We start from the raw sequence: 16,390 nt of genomic DNA, 5'->3' as shown, positions 1-16,390 counted from the left end.
CGCGCCGCGCCAATCGGTCGCCCGGGCGTGCAGCTCCCAACACACATCAGACGCGTGGGTGACCTGCGCGCTCGCGCACATGACGCTGCGCGACCAGGTCGCGCAGATGGTGTGGCCGCAGTTGTATGGCGACTACGTGGCGGGCGACGCGCCTGCCTGGCGACGGCTGAGCAGCTTGGTGCGCGAGCAGCACGTGGGCGGCCTGATCATGTCGATCGGCTCGCCGCTCGAGATTGCCGCCAAGCTCAATGCCCTGCAATCGATGAGCGATCTGCCGCTGCTGGTGAGCGCGGACCTCGAGGCTGGCGCCGGCTTCCGGGCGCGGGGCGGCTATTTCCTGCCTAACGCAATCGATCTGGGCGGCGCGGTCTGGTTTCCTCCGGAGATGGCGTTGGGCGCGACCGGCGACACGACGCTGGCGCGCGAGCAAGGCCGCGCGACCGCCACGGAAGGGCGCGCGATCGGCATCACAATCGATTTCTCGCCGGTGCTCGACGTGAACAACAATCCGGCGAACCCGGTCATCAACACACGCTCGTTCGGCGAAGTGCCGGAATCCGTGGCGGCGATGGGCGTCGCGTACATGCACGGCATCGAGGCCGGCGGGATGATTCCGACCGGCAAGCACTTTCCCGGACACGGCGACACCGGGGTCAACTCACATCTTGCGCTGCCGGTCGTGAACGCGTCGCGCGCGCGGCTCGACACGGTCGAGTTGGTGCCGTTTCGCGCGGCGATCGACGCCGGTGTGGGCGCGATCATGACGTTCCACGGCGCGATGCCGTCGCTCGACGCCAGCGGCGTACCTGGGACGCTGTCGCCGCTCGTGCTCACTGGGTTGCTTCGCGACCAGCTCCACTTCAAGGGACTGATCGTGACCGACGCGATGGACATGCGCGGTGTGCTGGACTTGTTCGGAGCGCCGGAGGCGATGCAGCGTGCGGTGGCGGCGGGCGCCGACGTGCTGCTCATGCCGGCTGACGTGCCGCATGCGATCGATGCGGTCGTGCAGGGCGTGGAGAGCGGCCGATACACGGCGGCGCGGATTACGGAATCGGCACGGCGGATTCTGGCGCTCAAGTGGCGCCTCGGGCTCGAGCGCGCTCGACTGGTGAATCTGGACAGCGCCCGCGCGGTCGTCGGCGACTCGGCCCACCAGGCGCTGGCGGCGCAGATCGCCGAGCGGTCGATCACGCTGGTGAAGGATTCCCTTGGCCAGGTGCCGTTAGGCAGGCTCTCGCGCGGCGCCCGCGTGTTGTCGATCACGTACGCGCATCGCAGCGATCTGGGCGCCGGCGTCACGTTCGACGCGGAGCTGCGGAGGACATTTCCGTCGCTGCGGACCGAGTACGTGAATGCGGACGAGGCGTCCCCGGATTACTGGCATCTGCTGTCGGTGGCGGATTCGGCGGATGTGGTGGTCGTGAGCTCGTATCTGGCGGCGGGGTCCACGGTGTCGGACCTTTCGGCGCCGCAGGGATTCGTGCAGTTCGTGAACGAGCTGGTGCAGCGCGGTGCGCATCCTGTAGTGGTAGCGCTTGGCAACCCGTATTTGTTGCAGCAAGTGAGCGAGGTACCGGCGTATCTCATCGCGTGGAGTGGCGCGCCAGTGTCGCAGCGGGCTGCCGCGCGGGCATTGATAGGAGCGGCGCCGATCAGCGGTCGACTTCCGATCAGCATTCCGCCACTCGCATCCGTCGGCGCCGGTTTGGCCCGAGGGATTGTTACTGCAACGACATCGGCGACTGCGCCGTAAGTTCGACAAGCGGTTCGTCTCGCGTACTCGCGAATTAGTTCTTTCTAGCGAAAAATAACGGGCTTGACATTAGTCGCAACTTGTGACTAATTCGTTGCGTCATGCCTGAACGTGCCGCTTCGTCTGGCCGGGCCTCGACGCGCCGGCCGGCTCTGTCCGTAGACATCGTGTCGTTGACGCCGCATGGGCGGCGTCTGACCGCGCTGCTCGTGCGCGCCGACGATCCGCGGGAGAAGGAACGGTGGTCGCTGCCGCACGATGCGCCACGGCGCGACGAGACCATCGACGAGGCTGCGGTGCGGATCGAGCGCGCGGCGCTCGGCGCGCAGCCCGGACTGCTCGAGCAGATCGCTGCGTTCGGGGATCGGCGGCGGCATCCGTCGAACGCGCTTGTCTCGATCGGGTATGTCGCGCTGGTCGCGAGCGGGAGCGGCGGGCCGGCTGGAGACCAGGCGGCTTGGTACCCGGTGGATGAGATGCCGGCGATCGCGCCGAGGCAGCGTTCGATTGTGGAAGCCGCAATGCAGGCGATTCGCGCGCGTCTCGATCAGTCTCCGATCGCCTTCCGACTGCTTCCGTCGACGTTCACGTTGAGCCAACTGCAGGAGATTTACGAGCTGCTGTTGGGCCGCCGGTTGCACAAGGCGAGCTTCCGGCGAGCGCTCCACACGTCGTGGTTGGTCGAGCCAACCGACGAGTGGCGCAGCGAGGGTCGCGGGCGTCCGGCGCAACTTTTCCGATATGCGCCTCGCAGGCGGCGCGGGAGCCGGCGCGGGGTGCGGTTCGAAGGTGTGAGCGGGTCGCTCGGCGGTTGAAGTGCTCGTGACCGAACGATGACGTGACAAAGCGACGGGCGCGTGGTTGCCGCCCGCCGAGTGGCTGGGAATCCGGTCGCTCACGTCTTGTATCTACGTTTATGAAGACGCGGACACAGCACGGACACAGCGGACACGACACGAGCAAAACCAGGGCTTTGATTTTTTGTCGGTGCTTTGTCTGTTGTGTCCTGCTTTGTCCGCGTCTTCGTGAGCGTAGCACTCTGCCCGTCCAGCCGGAGAGTGGCGGTCCAGGGCTCGGGGCCGCCACGCGTCGCATCAATGGGCCGTGTCCGGTGCGGCACCGCGTTTGGCTCGCCGCGCCTGCCACACGAGGAGTCCGCGCGCGACGGCGACGTTGTCTGCCGCGATTTCGTACAAGGTTCGAAACGCCGCCGACTGGGTCGGGGCGCTGATTTCCGCGATGACGGGGGGCGCATGTCCCTCGCGGCGGCGCGAGTCGCTGCGCCGTTCCACGGCGAGGCGGCACGAGACGGACGACCCATCGCCGCTCGTGGCCTCGATCGTCACCACGCCGCCGCCCGGCAGCTCACGCAAATAGAGAAACACGGCATTCGATCATCGAAGGGCTCGTTCTGCGCCGGCAGCGCGACTGCCTAACGCTTTACTTTTTCCCGGCCGGGGCGCGCGGCTTGCCGCCCGGTGTCGCAATAGCGCGAACGACGCTCGCAGAGTTCCCATGCTTGAGTCCCTCGCGCCAGAGATCGCCGTGCTGCTCGACACGCGCCGGCATCGTGCGCGAGGTGAACTCGTGCGGGTCGAGCGATTCCACGACTTCGTCCCAGGTAAGCGGCGCCGACACCGTGGCATCCGGTTTCGCGCGCACCGAGTACGCCGCCGCCACGCTCTTCCCGCGTGAGTTCTGTAAACAGTCCACATACACCGTACCGTGCGGCCGGTTCTCGAGAGCCCGCTCCACGGTTGCCTGACGCGGGTGCAGATCCACGACGCGCGCAGCTGCTGCTTTCGCGGTCGCGATCGAATCCTGGTACGACGTCGAACGCGGCAGCGGGATCGCGATATGGATGCCGCGCGATCCCGAGGTCTTCGGGACGGCGCGGAGACCAAGCTCATCGAGCACCTCGCGAACCCACAGCGCGACGCGTACGACCACCTTGAACGAAGCCCCCGGTCCCGGGTCGAGATCGATGATCGCGTAGTCGGGGTGATCCAGGCTGCCAATGCGCGACATCCAGGGGTCGAGCGAGATGCAGCCGAGCTGCACGAGGTGCAGGAGCGTCGGCAGATCGCCGCCGACAAAGCGGCATTGCGGTTCGCCTTGAGCCGCGACGTTGTCGACCCGAACGGCCTCCGGCGCATCGTCCGGCGCGTTCTGCTGGAAGAACAATTCGCCGTTCACGCCATCGGGTGTTCGTTTGAGGACGAGTGGACGGTCGGCAATCGCGGGCAGGATGTACTTGGCGACGCGAACGTAGTACCGCATCACGTCGCCCTTGGTCACCCCCGCATCCGGGAAGAACACTTTGTCGAGGTGCGAAACCTCGATGGACTTGTGTGCGGCTGCTTCCACTACCGCGGCGCCGCCGGCTTTTTCTATGCGCTCGAGCGCGGAGATGATGTCCGCGTTGGGCGCCGATCGTCGAGGCAGTCGACGCGTCGGGACGCGCGTTCGAACCGTGCGGGAACGGCGAGCAGGCATGCGGACTCCGGCAGTGAAGCGGTGTGCACGGCCATGCGTAGCATCACGCGTTGCAATGCACAAGATGTGCTAACGCTGCACACAAAAAAGCTCCGGCAGCGCAGCCGGAGCTTTTTCGAATGGGGTGCGTGAGAGCGGGATCAGAGCTTCTGCACCTCAGCTGCCTGGGGGCCCTTCTGGCCTTGCACGATTTCGAACTCGACCTGGTCGCCTTCAGCCAGCGACTTGAAGCCGTTGCCCTGGATCGCGCTGAAATGGACGAACACATCGGGGCCGCCTTCACGTGAGATGAAGCCGTACCCTTTTGCGTCGTTGAACCACTTCACGGTGCCCGTAATGCGAGACATGGTACCTTACCTCTCCCCCTCAAGGGGTGAAACTGTGATGCGAGATCCCGCTCGAGAGACTGGAATCAGCGAATGATTCCAAGCGCCTGCCCAACGTGATCGTAGGACGAGCCGCAATTTAAACATCCGGTTTTTCGGATGCCACGGCGGCTAGGGCCCAATACTTCATGAATCGGGCCACTCGTGACGGCGATGCAGCGCGAGATAGGTCGAGAAGTCTCTGCGTCCCCGACGGTAGCGACGCAGCGAATAATGCCGAACGAATCGTGCGAGCGAGCTTAGGCGGCGCCGGCGATGTATCGCGCGATTCGACCGCAGTTGGCACATCGCAGCGTCACGTGGGAGCGCGGCGGAGGAGGAGTGGAATCCGGGTCACGCACGATGTCCCCAGAGCAAGAGGGGCAACTGAGCGGCATTCCGTTTCGATCGTGCGAGATGAGCTGAAGAGCCTGGGCGGGGTTGTACGTGGCCGGTCGTGGCTTGCGCATTGAGTCCTCCAGAGTGACACACAGCGGTGTCCGTCGGCCAAGGCGGACGCCGATCGAGCACGGGTTGCGGGGCAACCCGTTCACCTCCTCGTCTCACTTAGTAGAAACGCTCTTCGGCGCGAGAACGTTGTCGCGCCACCGGACTGCAGGAGGGGCAACCTGGGCGCGCGCCATTGGGAATCGCCAATGCGCGCAGCCTATCGATCCTACCGTGTCGAAGCCGAGAAGTTCCGACGCGCCGACTCGACCCTGTAAACATATCCGGCTCTCGACAAATTAGCCGGTTACACGCCGCTAGTAGAGCTACAGTTTGGTCCGGTACCCCGATGAGACTCGTTGCAGGCCGGAGGGGCAGAGTACTACGCTCATGAAGACGCGGACAAAGCAGGACACGACGGACACGACACGAGCAACACCAACCGGTGATCTTTTGTCAGTGCTTTGTCCGTTGTGTCCTGCGTGCATCTTCATGAACGTAGATGCAAGCCATGAGGGAACGGCGCTCCAAACTGAACCGTACCACGCCGCTCGATCTCTCAGCTCACGTAGACGATCTCGCCCTCATCATCAATGCCGAGCTCTTGCTGCATACCGCAGACGCCGCAGATTTTCACCGCGTGCCAGGCTTCGCCGAGCTCGTCGCGCATGGCGGCAGGGGCCGGTTTGACCGTGAGCTTCTTGTAGCTGTACTCGCCGCAATTCTCACAGGCGTGCGCTCTGGCGATTCGCTCGGCGCGATCGCGTGAGATTTTTGCCAAGCGCTACTCCTTCGGTGGCGGCGGCGATTGCGGAGGAGCGACGGTCGGCGCGATTGCCGGGCGCGACGGCGTAGGCGCGGCCGGTGTCGAGTCGGGCGCCGACGATCCGCGTTCGCCGACACCGGTGCGCGCCATGAGCTCCCGCAGTCCGCCCAACGCGCCCATGACGCCCGCGGCTTCGGCGGGCAAGAAGATGGTCGACCCTTTGCCTTGCGTGAGGGCGGGCAGCGCATCGAGATACTTGAGCCCGAGCAGGTAAAGCGCGACGTCCGCGGCGGGCATCGCCGCGCTGATGCGCTGGATGGCCTGCGCTTCCGCGTCGGCCATGGCTAGCCGTGCTTGCGCCTGACCTTTCGCGCGGAGTACTGCTGCTTCCATTTCGCCTTGGGCGCGGCTCACCTGCGACTGTTGCACGCCTTCGGCTTCGAGGATCGCGGCGCGCTTCGATGCTTCAGCGTTAGTGACTGCCGCGCGCCGCTCGCGCTCGGCGCGCATCTGCAGCTCCATGGACTGCTGAATATCGCGCGGCGGCTCGATGGCCTGGAGCTCGACGCGCGTGACGTCGACGCCCCAGCCGATCGATGCTTCCTCGATGATCTCGCGCATGCGCTTGTTGATCTGGTCGCGGCTGGCGAGGGTGCTGTCGAGCTCCATCTCACCGACGATGTTGCGCAGCGTCGTCCGCGTCAGCGTCTCGAGCGCAAACGGCAGATTCTGGACCGCGTACGTGGCTTTCTGCGGATCGGCGATCCGGTAGTACAGGACGGCATCGATGTCGATGGTCACGTTGTCCTTCGTGATCACCGGTTGGCTCGGGAAATTGAGCACTTGCTCGCGCAGATCGATGCGGGTGGTGGATCCCGAAATGAGTCGCTTGGCGCCGCTCGGGTCGCTCATGGCGTAGCGCACGTCGATCGCGCGCGGGCGCTCGACGAACGGCAGCAGGATGTTGAGGCCGGAGCGCGCGATGCGATTGAAGCGGCCTAACCGCTCGATCACCATCACCTCCGCCTGCCCCACCACGCGGAAGATGCGGGTGGCGGCGTAGAGCGCGATCACGACGATAAGGGCGATCACGATGGCAGTCATCGAAGACTCCGGTCGAGAAATGGCGAGCGAGAATGCTCAGCGGGCGGCGTTCGCGTCAGCCCAGCGTGCGATGAAGATGTTCGTTTCGTGCGGGTCCGGCGCGTTGCGGCTCGACGCCCACACCAGAAAGCGTCCATCCGGGCTGAACTGCGGGAAACCATCAAAACCCGGATCGGTGGTGATTTGCTCCAGCCCCGACCCGTCGATGTTGACGAGATACAAGTCGAAATTGCCGCTGTGCGGATTCTTGTAGTTGGACGAGAAGATGATCCGCCGCCCGTCGGGTGTGAAATATGGCGCGAAATTGGCGCCGCCCAAGTGGGTGATTTGATGCTGATCTGAGCCATCGGCGTTCATCACCCAGAGCTCCATCTTGTTCGGTCTGACGATGCGTTGGGCGAGCAGCGCCCGATATTCGGCCAGCTCGGTCGAATCGGTCGGGTGGTTGGCGCGATAGACGATTTTCGTTCCGTCGGGCGAGAAGAACGCGCCGCCGTCATAGCCCGGCGTGTCGGTGAGACGCCGCACGTGCGTGCCGTCGACGTCCATCGCATAGAGATCCAGGTCGCCATCCTTGAGCGACGTGAACACGATGGTCCGGCCGTCGGGCGACAACGTGCCTTCGGCGGTGTAGACGCCGTAGTTCGTTAGGCGCTGGAGATTGGAGCCGTCGGCGTTGGCGGTGTAGATGTCGAACGGATCGAGGCCCCACACGTAGCCTTTGGACGGATCCGGCTTGGGCGGGCAGGCGGTGTCGGCCGCGTGCGTCGACGCGAAGAAAATGCGCTTGTCGTAGGCGAAGAAATACCCGCACGTTGTTTTGCCGGTGCCATTCGACACGCGGTGCACGTCGGAGCCGTCGACGTTCATGATGTACTGCTGGTCGCAGCTCCGCCCGTCGCGTGTGGACTGGAAGATCAGCTGCTTTCCGTCGTGGCTGAAATACGCTTCTGCGTTCGCGCCGCCATGCGTGAGCTGGCGGATGTCCGTCAATCGCAGCTCGTTCGCGACCGGCGCTGACGGCGCCACGTTGGCGTTGGGCGCGGGGTGCCCACATGCAACCGCGGCCACGAGCGTGGCCGCGGCGATGCTGTACGGGGCTCTCATGCCCCCAAACTTACTGCTTTACTGGCGGGCTCGCTCCCTGGGCCAGAGAGAACAGGTCCTTCTGCGTGCTGCCCTTGCGCAGGAGCTCCATCGCGCGCTGCAACTGCTTGTCGTCCGGAATCTCGCGGCGGAACTCAGTCGAATCGCCAAACGCGAGCTCGGCGACCTGATTGCCGATCCACCGATTGATCAACGGTGCCGCAGAATCGTATTGCGCGCGATCGACCGTGATCTTGGCCGCCTGAAGCCGGCGGTAGAACTCATCACGCCATTCGGGCTTCACCGTGAACTTCGGCGAAACCTGCCCTTTGAGCTGCAGCGCATAGCTGTACAAGACGCCGCGCACCGCCGGATACTTGGGCGCGATCGCCTTGAAGAACGTCTGCTCAGGCGTCGTGATCGTGTCGTCCGCCACGATGACGTCCGGTGTGATGCCGCCGCCGCCGTACACAATGCGACCTGCGTCGCTGCGGTATGCGGGGCGATTCTGCTTCACCGACTCCTTCTCGAGCGAGTCTGGCGGAGCCTCGCTCGCGTTTGCTTGGAGATCATCCGGGTTTGCGGGCTTCCGGTTCTTCTGGATCGAGCGGCCGCTCGGCGTATACCACTTGCCGGTGGTGAGCTTGAGCGCCCAGCCGCCGTCGATCGGGAAGACAGTCTGGACAAGCCCTTTGCCGAATGACGTCGTGCCGACCACCAGCGCGCGGTCATGGTCCTGGAGCGCTCCGGTCACAATCTCAGCAGCCGACGCAGAGTAACCGTCTACCATGACTACGAGGGGTACGTTTTGAATGTGCTCGTCGTCGTGCGCGGTGTAAACCTGCGGCGGACCCTGGCGCATGCGAACGCTTGCGATCTGTTGTCCGCTCTTGAGGAAGAGATCGGCGACCTGCAAACCTTGATCGAGGATGCCGCCCGGGTTGTTGCGGAGGTCGAGCACAATCGACTTCGCGCCTTGCTTGACGAGATTATTGACCGCGCTCTGGAGCTCGTCGGCCGCGTCTTCGTTGAACGTCTGCAGCGGGATGTACGCGATCTTGTCGTCGAGCATCAGCGCGTAAGGCACAGCGGGGACGTGAATCTCGGCGCGCGTGAACGTATAGTCGATTGGCTCGCTCACGCCGGGCCGCGAGAAGCGCACTTTGACTTGCGTGCCCACGGTGCCGATCAACACGTCGGACACTTGCTGCGACGACCATCCGCGCGTGGACGCGGTGTCAATGCCGATGATGTGATCGCCGTCCTGAACACCGGCTGACTGTGCGGGACTGTGCGAGAACACGTGAACGACGACGATTTGCCCGTCTTGATTCTCGATCTGCATTCCGATGCCGCCGTAGCGGCCGGTGGACTGCGTCGAGAATCGTTTCAGCTCGGTGGGTGAGAAAAGCTCGGAGTACGGATCGTGGAGCTGCGTCACCAAGCCACGTGCTGCTTTCTCGTAGAGCGCGGATGCGTCGACCGTGTCGACGAATCGATCCGAGACGAGCGACATGACTTGGTCGAACACGCGTGCGCCGTCATGCGCCGCGCGCTCCCGAATGGAGAACCCGCCAATGGCGACGGGGAGGAGCAGGGCGCCGGCGACGACGGTCGCCCGGAGTCGACGAGTCATTGGACCATCCCGGTGGAGGGAAAGACACGTCGGACATCCGACGCATCTGCTCTAAAGGATACGACTCAGGGGCGCGAAGTGTTCCTCGCGCCCCTCCCTCCGTTCCGCACCGGTCATGCCGCGCCGAACGGCGCTCCCCCTCCCCCTCCCCCTCCCCCTCCGTTTCCGCCGGCTTCGTTCCCGGTGGTGAGCAACTGCTTCCACGTGAGCTCCGGTCCTTTGCGAAAGCCCTTCTGGGTGATTTTCACGCCTTCGGGGGAGATCGCGACCATGTACGCTTGTCCCTCGATCTCGATCTCACGCTTGAGCGTTTTCTCCAGCTTGGTCGCCATGTGTTGCTCTCCGTGGAAGTCAGGATGGAAACGAGTGGTGACGTCCTTCACGGCCGTGCATCAGGTCGCCCGCGCCGACAAAACATAATCGACAAACCATTCGCGTCGGTGCTGGCGTACCGCGACATCGCGGACCAGACCCGCAGCCAACAGCATCTCGTGGGCCGGTTGGAGCACTCGCTGCAGGTGCGATGGGTACCGTTGGGCGAGCGGAATCCGCTCGGCAAGCTCTGCAAGACCCACACGCCAGGTCAAATTGCCCTCCTCACGCGCCACCTCCATCAATCGGTACAGGCGGCGAGCAACAGGCGATGACAGCGACTGATAGTGCGGCGCCGAGAGCGATACGACGTGTCCCGCAGCAATGTTGGCGCGAAGGCTCGCGGCTAACGTAACCACGGCTTCGCCGGGCTCTGCCGCAGCGATGGAAGGGAAGAGCGTCAACTGGTCCCTGTCCAATACTCGTCGGCGCTCGATGAATACCGCGCTCAGCACATTGAAGCGGCTTTCGACCGGCGACCGCGTCGTCGCGTCGTAGTACGCGCCCTGTGACTCGAGCGTGGTGTGATTGAGCCGCGCGAGCGCGGAGCGCAGCTGCTCGTACGTTCGACCATCTACGCGACGTCCGATCGATCGGAGAAACGCGTGCAGAGTGAAGCGCACGACTCCATCGGCCGGCGCGCCCAGGTCGTGATAGCGATGCCAGAGCTCGATGTATACGTCCTGATCGAACGTGCCCGGCAGTCTGTCGCCGGGACGCGGGAGGACGCGCCACCGACCGCCCGACGGCGGTGCATAGGCTAAAGCAGTATCGTCGGCCGAGTCGCTGAGTCGGAATAGCGGCAACGCTTCGAGCGAACGGTCGAGCGCGATGATGCGGGTCGTGATTCGTCGTCGCGCCGCGAGGCTCATGCTCTAAGGTACGGGTAAGCTGGCATCGCGGGCCAGATGAGTCCGACGAGTCGCCTGTCATCCGAGTCGAATGACTTGCCCGCTCACGGCGCGCGAGGCGTCCGAACAGAGCCAGGCAACGGCGGCGGCTACGTCTTCGCGTTCGACGTATCGGGTCTTGTCGCCCATGCTCTCGAGATTGGCGTCTGTGCGAATGGCGGTCGGCGCGAGTGCGTTGGCCCGAACGCCATTCGCACGCTCTTCGGCGGCGACAGCGCGCATGAGCGCGACGACGCTGCTCTTGGATGCGGCGTAGGCCCACATGTTGGCGACGCCGGCGCCGGGAAGCGCCGCCGCCGACGCGAAGTAGACGATGGACCCGCGTGCCGCGCGCAGCAGCGGAAGAAATGCTCGAGTGGCGAGATACGCGGTGAGGAGGTTGATCGACACCTGGCTCTTCCAGGTGGCGAGCGTGCTTTCGGCGACTGATCCGCTCATGGCGAATCCGCCGGCGATGTTGACGAGGACATCGACTCGCGGCGATCCGGCTGCAGTCGCGACATCGCGCGCCAGCGTGGCGACCTGTGCTTCATCGGAGAGATCGCACGCGAACGGCTGTGCATCGTGACCGGCGCTGCGCAGGTCATCGACGCGCGCCTGGGCTTCGTCGGCGTGGCGTGCGACGGCGATGATTTGCATGCCGGCTTCGGCGAGGGTCCGTGCGATGATTTCGCCGGTTTGTCCTTTGCGGCCGATGCCGGTCACCACCGCGATACGGTTGCGCATTGCGAGAGCATGGGGCAGTTGCCGCGATGTGGCAAGGCTGTTCCTCCCAGCATTCCATCGTGACGCGTAGGTTTGGGGATGGCCTCTCGCGGCGATGCTGGGCTCATGCGCCCGTTCCACCGGATCGTGCGGGAGTGGTTTCGCGACGCCTTCGGACGGGCGAGCGATCCACAGCGGTTGGGGTGGCCGGCGATTGCGAGCGCGGCGCACACGCTGATTCTGGCGCCGACCGGGACGGGCAAGACGCTGTCGGCATTTCTGTGGGAGATCAACCGCCTCATCGAGCGCGGCCTCGACGCGCCGCTGCCTAACGCAGTACAGATCCTCTACATCTCGCCGCTCAAGGCGCTGAGCAACGACATCCATCGCAACCTCGAGGTGCCGCTCACGGAGCTGCGGCTGCGATTTGAGGAGGCGGGGCTGCCGTTCCCCGAGATTCGCGTCGCGGTGCGGACGGGCGACACGAGCGCCGGTGCGCGTGCCCGCATGCTGCGTCGCGCGCCGCACATCCTGATCACGACGCCCGAATCGCTGCACATCATGCTGACGACGGTGAAGGGTCGCGGGATGTTCTCGATGGTGCGCGCGGTGATCGTCGACGAGATCCACGCGGTGGCGGGGACGAAGCGGGGGGCGCATCTGGCGTTGTCGCTCGAGCGTCTCGATGCGTTGTGCGAGTCGCCGCCGCAGCGGATCGGTCTGTCGGCCACGCAGCGTCCGTTAGACGAAATCGCGCGGTATCTCGGCGGCTGCGGACCGCGCGGCGAGGGCGATGCGCCGGCGTTCCGGCCGGTGACGGTCATCGATTGCGGGTTGGTGAAGCGGATGGCGCTCGAGATCGCGTCGCCGGCGCCGGAGGGGGCGATGGCGCCGGGCGGTGTGTGGCCGCGGGTCGCCGAGCTGGCGGTGGCGCGCATTCGCGGGGCGCGGACGACGCTGGTGTTCGTCAACAACCGCGGGCAGGCGGAGCGGATGGCGGCGCGGATCAACACACTCGCGGGCGAGGAGCTGGCGCGTCCGTATCACGGCTCGTTGTCGCGGGAGCGGCGCCTGGGGTTGGAGCGGTCGCTCAAGGCGGGCGAGCTGCGCGCGCTGGTGACGACGAGCTCGTTGGAGCTGGGCATCGACATCGGCTCGGTGGATCTGGTGCTGCAGCTACAGAGTCCCAAGCGGGTGTCGGCCGGGTTGCAGCGGGTGGGACGCGCCGGCCATTCGTTAGGCGAGTCGAGTCGGGGCGTGTTCGTGCCGACGTTTCGCGACGATCTGGTCGAGATGGCGGCCATCGTCGAGGCGATGCGTGAGGGCGACGTGGAGCCGACGCGGGTGCCGCAGAATGCGCTCGATGTGCTGGCGCAGATTCTGGTGGCGATGGCGTCGGTGGACGACTGGTCGACGGGTGATGCGTTCGCGCTGGTGCGGCGGGCGTACCCGTATCACAAGCTCGGGCGGGCGGCGTTCGACGCCGTGCTGTCGATGCTGTCGGGGGCGTACCCGGCGGAGGTGACGGCCGACATGCAGCCGCGGCTCGTGTGGGATCGCGTCGCCGACCAGATCCGCGGGACGCGATCGAGCCGGCTGGTGGCGGTGGTGTCCGGCGGCACGATCCCCGACCGCGGTCTGTACACGGCGGTGCTGCCGGACCGGACGCGGTTAGGCGAGTTGGACGAGGAGTTCGTGCACGAGTCGCGGGTGGGCGACGTCTTTCAGTTAGGCTCGGCCACCTGGCGGATCGGGGCAATCGAGCACGATCGGGTGATCGTGACGCCGGCGCCCGGGGCGCCGGCGCGGATGCCGTTCTGGCACGGGGAGTACGCGTCGCGCGCCGCCTCCATCGGCCGCCGCGTGGGCGCGCTGCGCCGCGAGCTGGCGGCGCTCCCGGCGGACGACGAGGCCGCGGCGGCGGCGCTCGCGGCTCGGTTAGGCGCCGACGAGGCATCGACGCGCGAGCTGCGGGACTACGTAGCCGAGCAGCGCGCGGCCACGGGCACGATCCCCGACGAGCGCACCGTGGTCGTGGAGCGATTCCACGACGAGATGGGCGCGGTCCGCATCGTGATCCATTCCGTGTTCGGCGGCCGCGTCAACGCGCCGTGGGGCATGGCGCTCGCCCAACGCGTCCGCGATGCGTTAGGCAGCGGCGAGTGCCACGTGCAGACGAGCGACGACGGCATCATGCTCCGCGTCCCCGAAACCGGCGCCGCGCTCGACCTCGCCGCCATGCTCCGCCTGAGCCCGGGCGATGCCGAGCAACGGCTCGTCGACGAAATCGGCAATACCTCGCTGTTCGGCGCCCGATTCCGCATGAACGCCGCGCGGGCGCTGGTGCTGGCGCGCGGCGCGCCGGGGCGCCGCATGCCGCTCTGGCTCCAACGCATGCGCGCACTCGATCTGCTCGACGCCGTGCGCGGCAGGCCCACCTTCCCGCTCCTCGTCGAGACGTATCGCGAAGTGCTCGACGATGCGTTCGATCTGCCGTCGCTTCGCACCGTCCTGGAGGCGATCGGCGCCGGCCGCATCACCGTCCGCCTGGTCGATACCGACGGGCCCTCGCCGTTCGCGGCCGGGCTGCAGCTCGGATTCGTGATGGACTGGCTGTACGCCGATGATTCACCCCGCGCCGAGCGACAGGCGGCGCTTCTGTCCGTGGACCGGGCCTTGTTGGGCGACGTGCTCACGGATGGTCTGTTAGGCGCCGACGCCGACGAGGACGCGCGACGGGCGCTCGACGACGTGGTGGCCGATCGGCGCGGCACATCCGAACGGCGCCGGGCACGCTCGGCCGACGAGCTCGCGTACCTGCTCGACCGTGCCGGCGATCTCACGATCGACGAGCTGCGCGCCCGCACCGCGGCGCGCGACGCGTGGACGGCCCAACGGGATCCGGTCGAAGCGCTCCTCGAGAGCGGTCGCGTGGTCCTGATCCCGTTTCCGGCCGGCGATGAGGCGCTTCGCTGGCGCGCCATCCTCGTGGAAACGTTCCCGCGATACGCCGCGGCGTTCGGCGAAGACGCGCTCGCGCGGCTTCGCGCGGGACCGCTCCTCGCCGACACAGCCGCCGACGTCGTTGTGCCCCGCGCGTTTCGGCATCCGTCGCTCGAGCCGCGCGCGGCGCGTCGAGAGATTCTCGCCAAGTTCGTCTCGCTCGCCGGTCCCGTGACGGTTGCGGACATCACGAAGCGATACGGCTGGCCCGAGGAATGGGTGGCGGCGGCGTTGACAGATTGGGATCGCGCGGGACGGCTCGTGCGCGGTCGCTTCCGGCGTGGGGTGCATGATGCCGAATGGTGCACCACGGGAGTCGTCGATCGCGCACGACGACGCGCACTGGCTCAGCTGCGCCGCCAGATCCGGGCCGTTGACCTCGGCACGTTCGGCGCGTTTCTGCGACGGTGGCAGCACGTCGATTCTCGCGACCGCCTAACGGGCTCGACGGGCCTCGAGGCCGCCGTGCATCAGCTGTCGGGATTGCCCCAGCCGGCAGATCGATGGGAACGCGATACCCTGCCCTCGCGCCTCGATCGATACGACTCCGCGTGGCTGTCGCAGCTCGCGACGTCGGGCGAGCTCGAATGGGCCGGCAGCGCACACCGGTCCGACGCCGGCGCTGCAACCCTGGCGGCCATTCGTTTTTTCCCGCGCGGCGAGGAAGTCATCTGGCTTTCGACGCCGTCGCAGGCGCTCTCGGCTGATGCCCAACGCGTGCGCGACGCGCTCGCCCAACGCGGCGCCTCGTTCTTCGCCGATCTGGTTTCCGCGACCGGCCTGGGACCGGCTGCGCTTCGCGACGGGTTGCGCGAGCTGGTCGCCGCGGGCGCGGCGACGAACGACACGATCGAGGCGATGCGGGAGATCGTTCGTATGCGAGCGCTGCCGAACCGCGAATCGCCGGCGGAAGTGTCGCGGTGGCCGAGCGAGATCACCGGTCGGTCGCCAATCGTGCAGCGCCGGGTGTCTGCGTATCGCTTGCCCAAGTGGCGTCGGCCGGATGTGCCCGGTCCGCGGAGCGGCTGGTTAGGTCGCTGGTCGCTGATCAGGATCGACGATGCCGACCGCCCGCCGGAAGACGAGCACGCCGAAATAGTGGCGCGACGCTGGCTCGACCGATACGGCGTGGTCACGAGCGACTGGTGGCGGAGAGAGCGGCCGCCCGTCCCGTGGCGATCGATCTATCGCGAGCTCAAGCGTTTGGAGGAGCGCGGCGAAGTGCGTCGTGGATACTTCGTCGAGGGTATGGCAGGAGCGCAGTTCGCGTTGCCGGCCGCGGTCGAGCTGCTCCGCGGAGTTCGCGAGGAAACAACGGGGCGGGCAGCGCCGATGGTTGCGATTGCTGCGTCGGACCCGGCCAACATCTTGAACGTGCGGCTCCCGTCTCGGGCGACGAATCCATTGGAGCATCCGCGCGGTCGCGGCGCGGTGCTCGTGGTGCGCGGCGGGGTGGTGATTCTCTCGGCGGAATCGGCGGGCCGGCGCGTGGTTGTGCGTCCGGATGCCGAGGAGGACGACGTGACGGCCGCGGCGCGCGTGCTGGCCGAGTACGTGGACCGCCGGCGGTCGTCCCTTGGCTTAACGCGGCGCCGGTGCACGGTGGAACGGATCGACGGTGCGGCCGCGGGGGTCAGCCGTTGGGCGGGCGCGTTCACTGCGGCGGGCTACCGCCGCGTTCCACGCGGGTTCGAGTTCGAGCCGCTGGCGCGCTGAGCGACGGGCGAGCGCCGCCTAACGCGG

General features: G+C 66.4%; 13 protein-coding genes. 3 read left to right on the top strand and 10 right to left on the bottom strand.

What is annotated here, in order from left to right:
• Positions 1-58: 58 nt before the first annotated feature.
• The gene (locus VFW04_17180) at positions 59-1,756 is read left to right on the top strand and encodes a glycoside hydrolase family 3 N-terminal domain-containing protein (GenBank protein HEX5181068.1); all 1,698 of its coding nucleotides are present in this window, start codon (positions 59-61) and stop codon (positions 1,754-1,756) included.
• Positions 1,757-1,857: 101 nt separating this feature from the next.
• Positions 1,858-2,571, top strand: coding sequence for an NUDIX domain-containing protein (locus VFW04_17175; protein ID HEX5181067.1), 714 nt, complete (start codon positions 1,858-1,860; stop codon positions 2,569-2,571).
• A gap of 279 nt (positions 2,572-2,850) precedes the next feature.
• On the opposite strand, the gene VFW04_17170 is transcribed toward VFW04_17175, so the two are convergent.
• The 10 genes from VFW04_17170 to VFW04_17125 all read right to left on the bottom strand — a co-directional run bounded on the left by VFW04_17170 (position 2,851) and on the right by VFW04_17125 (position 11,665).
• Positions 2,851-3,141, bottom strand: coding sequence for a hypothetical protein (locus VFW04_17170; GenBank protein HEX5181066.1), 291 nt, complete (start codon positions 3,139-3,141; stop codon positions 2,851-2,853).
• Positions 3,142-3,196: 55 nt separating this feature from the next.
• A complete protein-coding gene (gene ligD / locus VFW04_17165) occupies positions 3,197-4,252 on the bottom strand; it encodes a non-homologous end-joining DNA ligase (GenBank protein HEX5181065.1) in 1,056 nt (351 codons plus the stop codon).
• Between the two features lie 140 nt (positions 4,253-4,392).
• Positions 4,393-4,599: a cold-shock protein gene (locus tag VFW04_17160; protein ID HEX5181064.1), complete on the bottom strand. Its 207-nt coding sequence runs from the start codon at positions 4,597-4,599 to the stop codon at positions 4,393-4,395.
• A 1,024-nt stretch (positions 4,600-5,623) separates the two neighbouring features.
• On the bottom strand, positions 5,624-5,845 hold the full coding sequence (locus tag VFW04_17155; protein ID HEX5181063.1) for a hypothetical protein: 222 nt from the start codon (positions 5,843-5,845) through the stop codon (positions 5,624-5,626).
• A gap of 3 nt (positions 5,846-5,848) precedes the next feature.
• The gene (locus VFW04_17150) at positions 5,849-6,934 is read right to left on the bottom strand and encodes a stomatin-like protein (GenBank protein HEX5181062.1); all 1,086 of its coding nucleotides are present in this window, start codon (positions 6,932-6,934) and stop codon (positions 5,849-5,851) included.
• A 36-nt stretch (positions 6,935-6,970) separates the two neighbouring features.
• A complete protein-coding gene (locus VFW04_17145; protein HEX5181061.1) occupies positions 6,971-8,041 on the bottom strand; it encodes a hypothetical protein in 1,071 nt (356 codons plus the stop codon).
• 10 nt (positions 8,042-8,051) lie between these two features.
• Complete coding sequence (locus tag VFW04_17140) at positions 8,052-9,656, bottom strand: S41 family peptidase (GenBank protein ID HEX5181060.1); 1,605 nt, start codon at positions 9,654-9,656, stop codon at positions 8,052-8,054.
• 113 nt (positions 9,657-9,769) lie between these two features.
• Complete coding sequence (locus tag VFW04_17135; protein ID HEX5181059.1) at positions 9,770-9,988, bottom strand: hypothetical protein; 219 nt, start codon at positions 9,986-9,988, stop codon at positions 9,770-9,772.
• A gap of 60 nt (positions 9,989-10,048) precedes the next feature.
• Positions 10,049-10,900 carry a replication initiator protein A gene (locus VFW04_17130; GenBank protein ID HEX5181058.1) on the bottom strand — a complete coding sequence of 284 codons (852 nt, stop codon included), beginning with the start codon at positions 10,898-10,900 and terminating at the stop codon, positions 10,049-10,051.
• 57 nt (positions 10,901-10,957) lie between these two features.
• The gene (locus tag VFW04_17125; protein HEX5181057.1) at positions 10,958-11,665 is read right to left on the bottom strand and encodes an SDR family oxidoreductase; all 708 of its coding nucleotides are present in this window, start codon (positions 11,663-11,665) and stop codon (positions 10,958-10,960) included.
• Positions 11,666-11,770: 105 nt separating this feature from the next.
• Between VFW04_17125 and VFW04_17120 the strand changes: the two genes are divergently transcribed.
• Entirely contained in the window at positions 11,771-16,363 is a 4,593-nt protein-coding gene (locus tag VFW04_17120) for a DEAD/DEAH box helicase (protein HEX5181056.1), read from the top strand.
• Positions 16,364-16,390 lie beyond the last annotated feature (27 nt).

The sequence above is a fragment of the Gemmatimonadaceae bacterium genome, from assembly GCA_036273715.1.
In the GTDB taxonomy this organism is placed as follows: domain Bacteria; phylum Gemmatimonadota; class Gemmatimonadetes; order Gemmatimonadales; family Gemmatimonadaceae; genus JADGGM01.
The sequence above is the reverse complement of the archived record's forward strand: the minus strand, read 5'-3'. Positions and strand labels throughout refer to the sequence as shown.

What these genes read in the sequence shown, in the direction of transcription:
- VFW04_17175 (HEX5181067.1), top strand. Translation starts at nt 1,858, where the DNA reads ATGCCTGAACGTGCCGCTTCGTCTGGCCGGGCCTCGACGCGCCGGCCG.
- ligD (HEX5181065.1), bottom strand. Translation starts at nt 4,252, where the DNA reads ATGCCTGCTCGCCGTTCCCGCACGGTTCGAACGCGCGTCCCGACGCGT.
- VFW04_17160 (HEX5181064.1), bottom strand. Translation starts at nt 4,599, where the DNA reads ATGTCTCGCATTACGGGCACCGTGAAGTGGTTCAACGACGCAAAAGGG.
- VFW04_17150 (HEX5181062.1), bottom strand. Translation starts at nt 6,934, where the DNA reads ATGACTGCCATCGTGATCGCCCTTATCGTCGTGATCGCGCTCTACGCC.
- VFW04_17145 (HEX5181061.1), bottom strand. Translation starts at nt 8,041, where the DNA reads ATGAGAGCCCCGTACAGCATCGCCGCGGCCACGCTCGTGGCCGCGGTT.
- VFW04_17140 (HEX5181060.1), bottom strand. Translation starts at nt 9,656, where the DNA reads ATGACTCGTCGACTCCGGGCGACCGTCGTCGCCGGCGCCCTGCTCCTC.
- VFW04_17135 (HEX5181059.1), bottom strand. Translation starts at nt 9,988, where the DNA reads ATGGCGACCAAGCTGGAGAAAACGCTCAAGCGTGAGATCGAGATCGAG.
- VFW04_17130 (HEX5181058.1), bottom strand. Translation starts at nt 10,900, where the DNA reads ATGAGCCTCGCGGCGCGACGACGAATCACGACCCGCATCATCGCGCTC.
- VFW04_17125 (HEX5181057.1), bottom strand. Translation starts at nt 11,665, where the DNA reads ATGCGCAACCGTATCGCGGTGGTGACCGGCATCGGCCGCAAAGGACAA.
- VFW04_17120 (HEX5181056.1), top strand. Translation starts at nt 11,771, where the DNA reads ATGCGCCCGTTCCACCGGATCGTGCGGGAGTGGTTTCGCGACGCCTTC.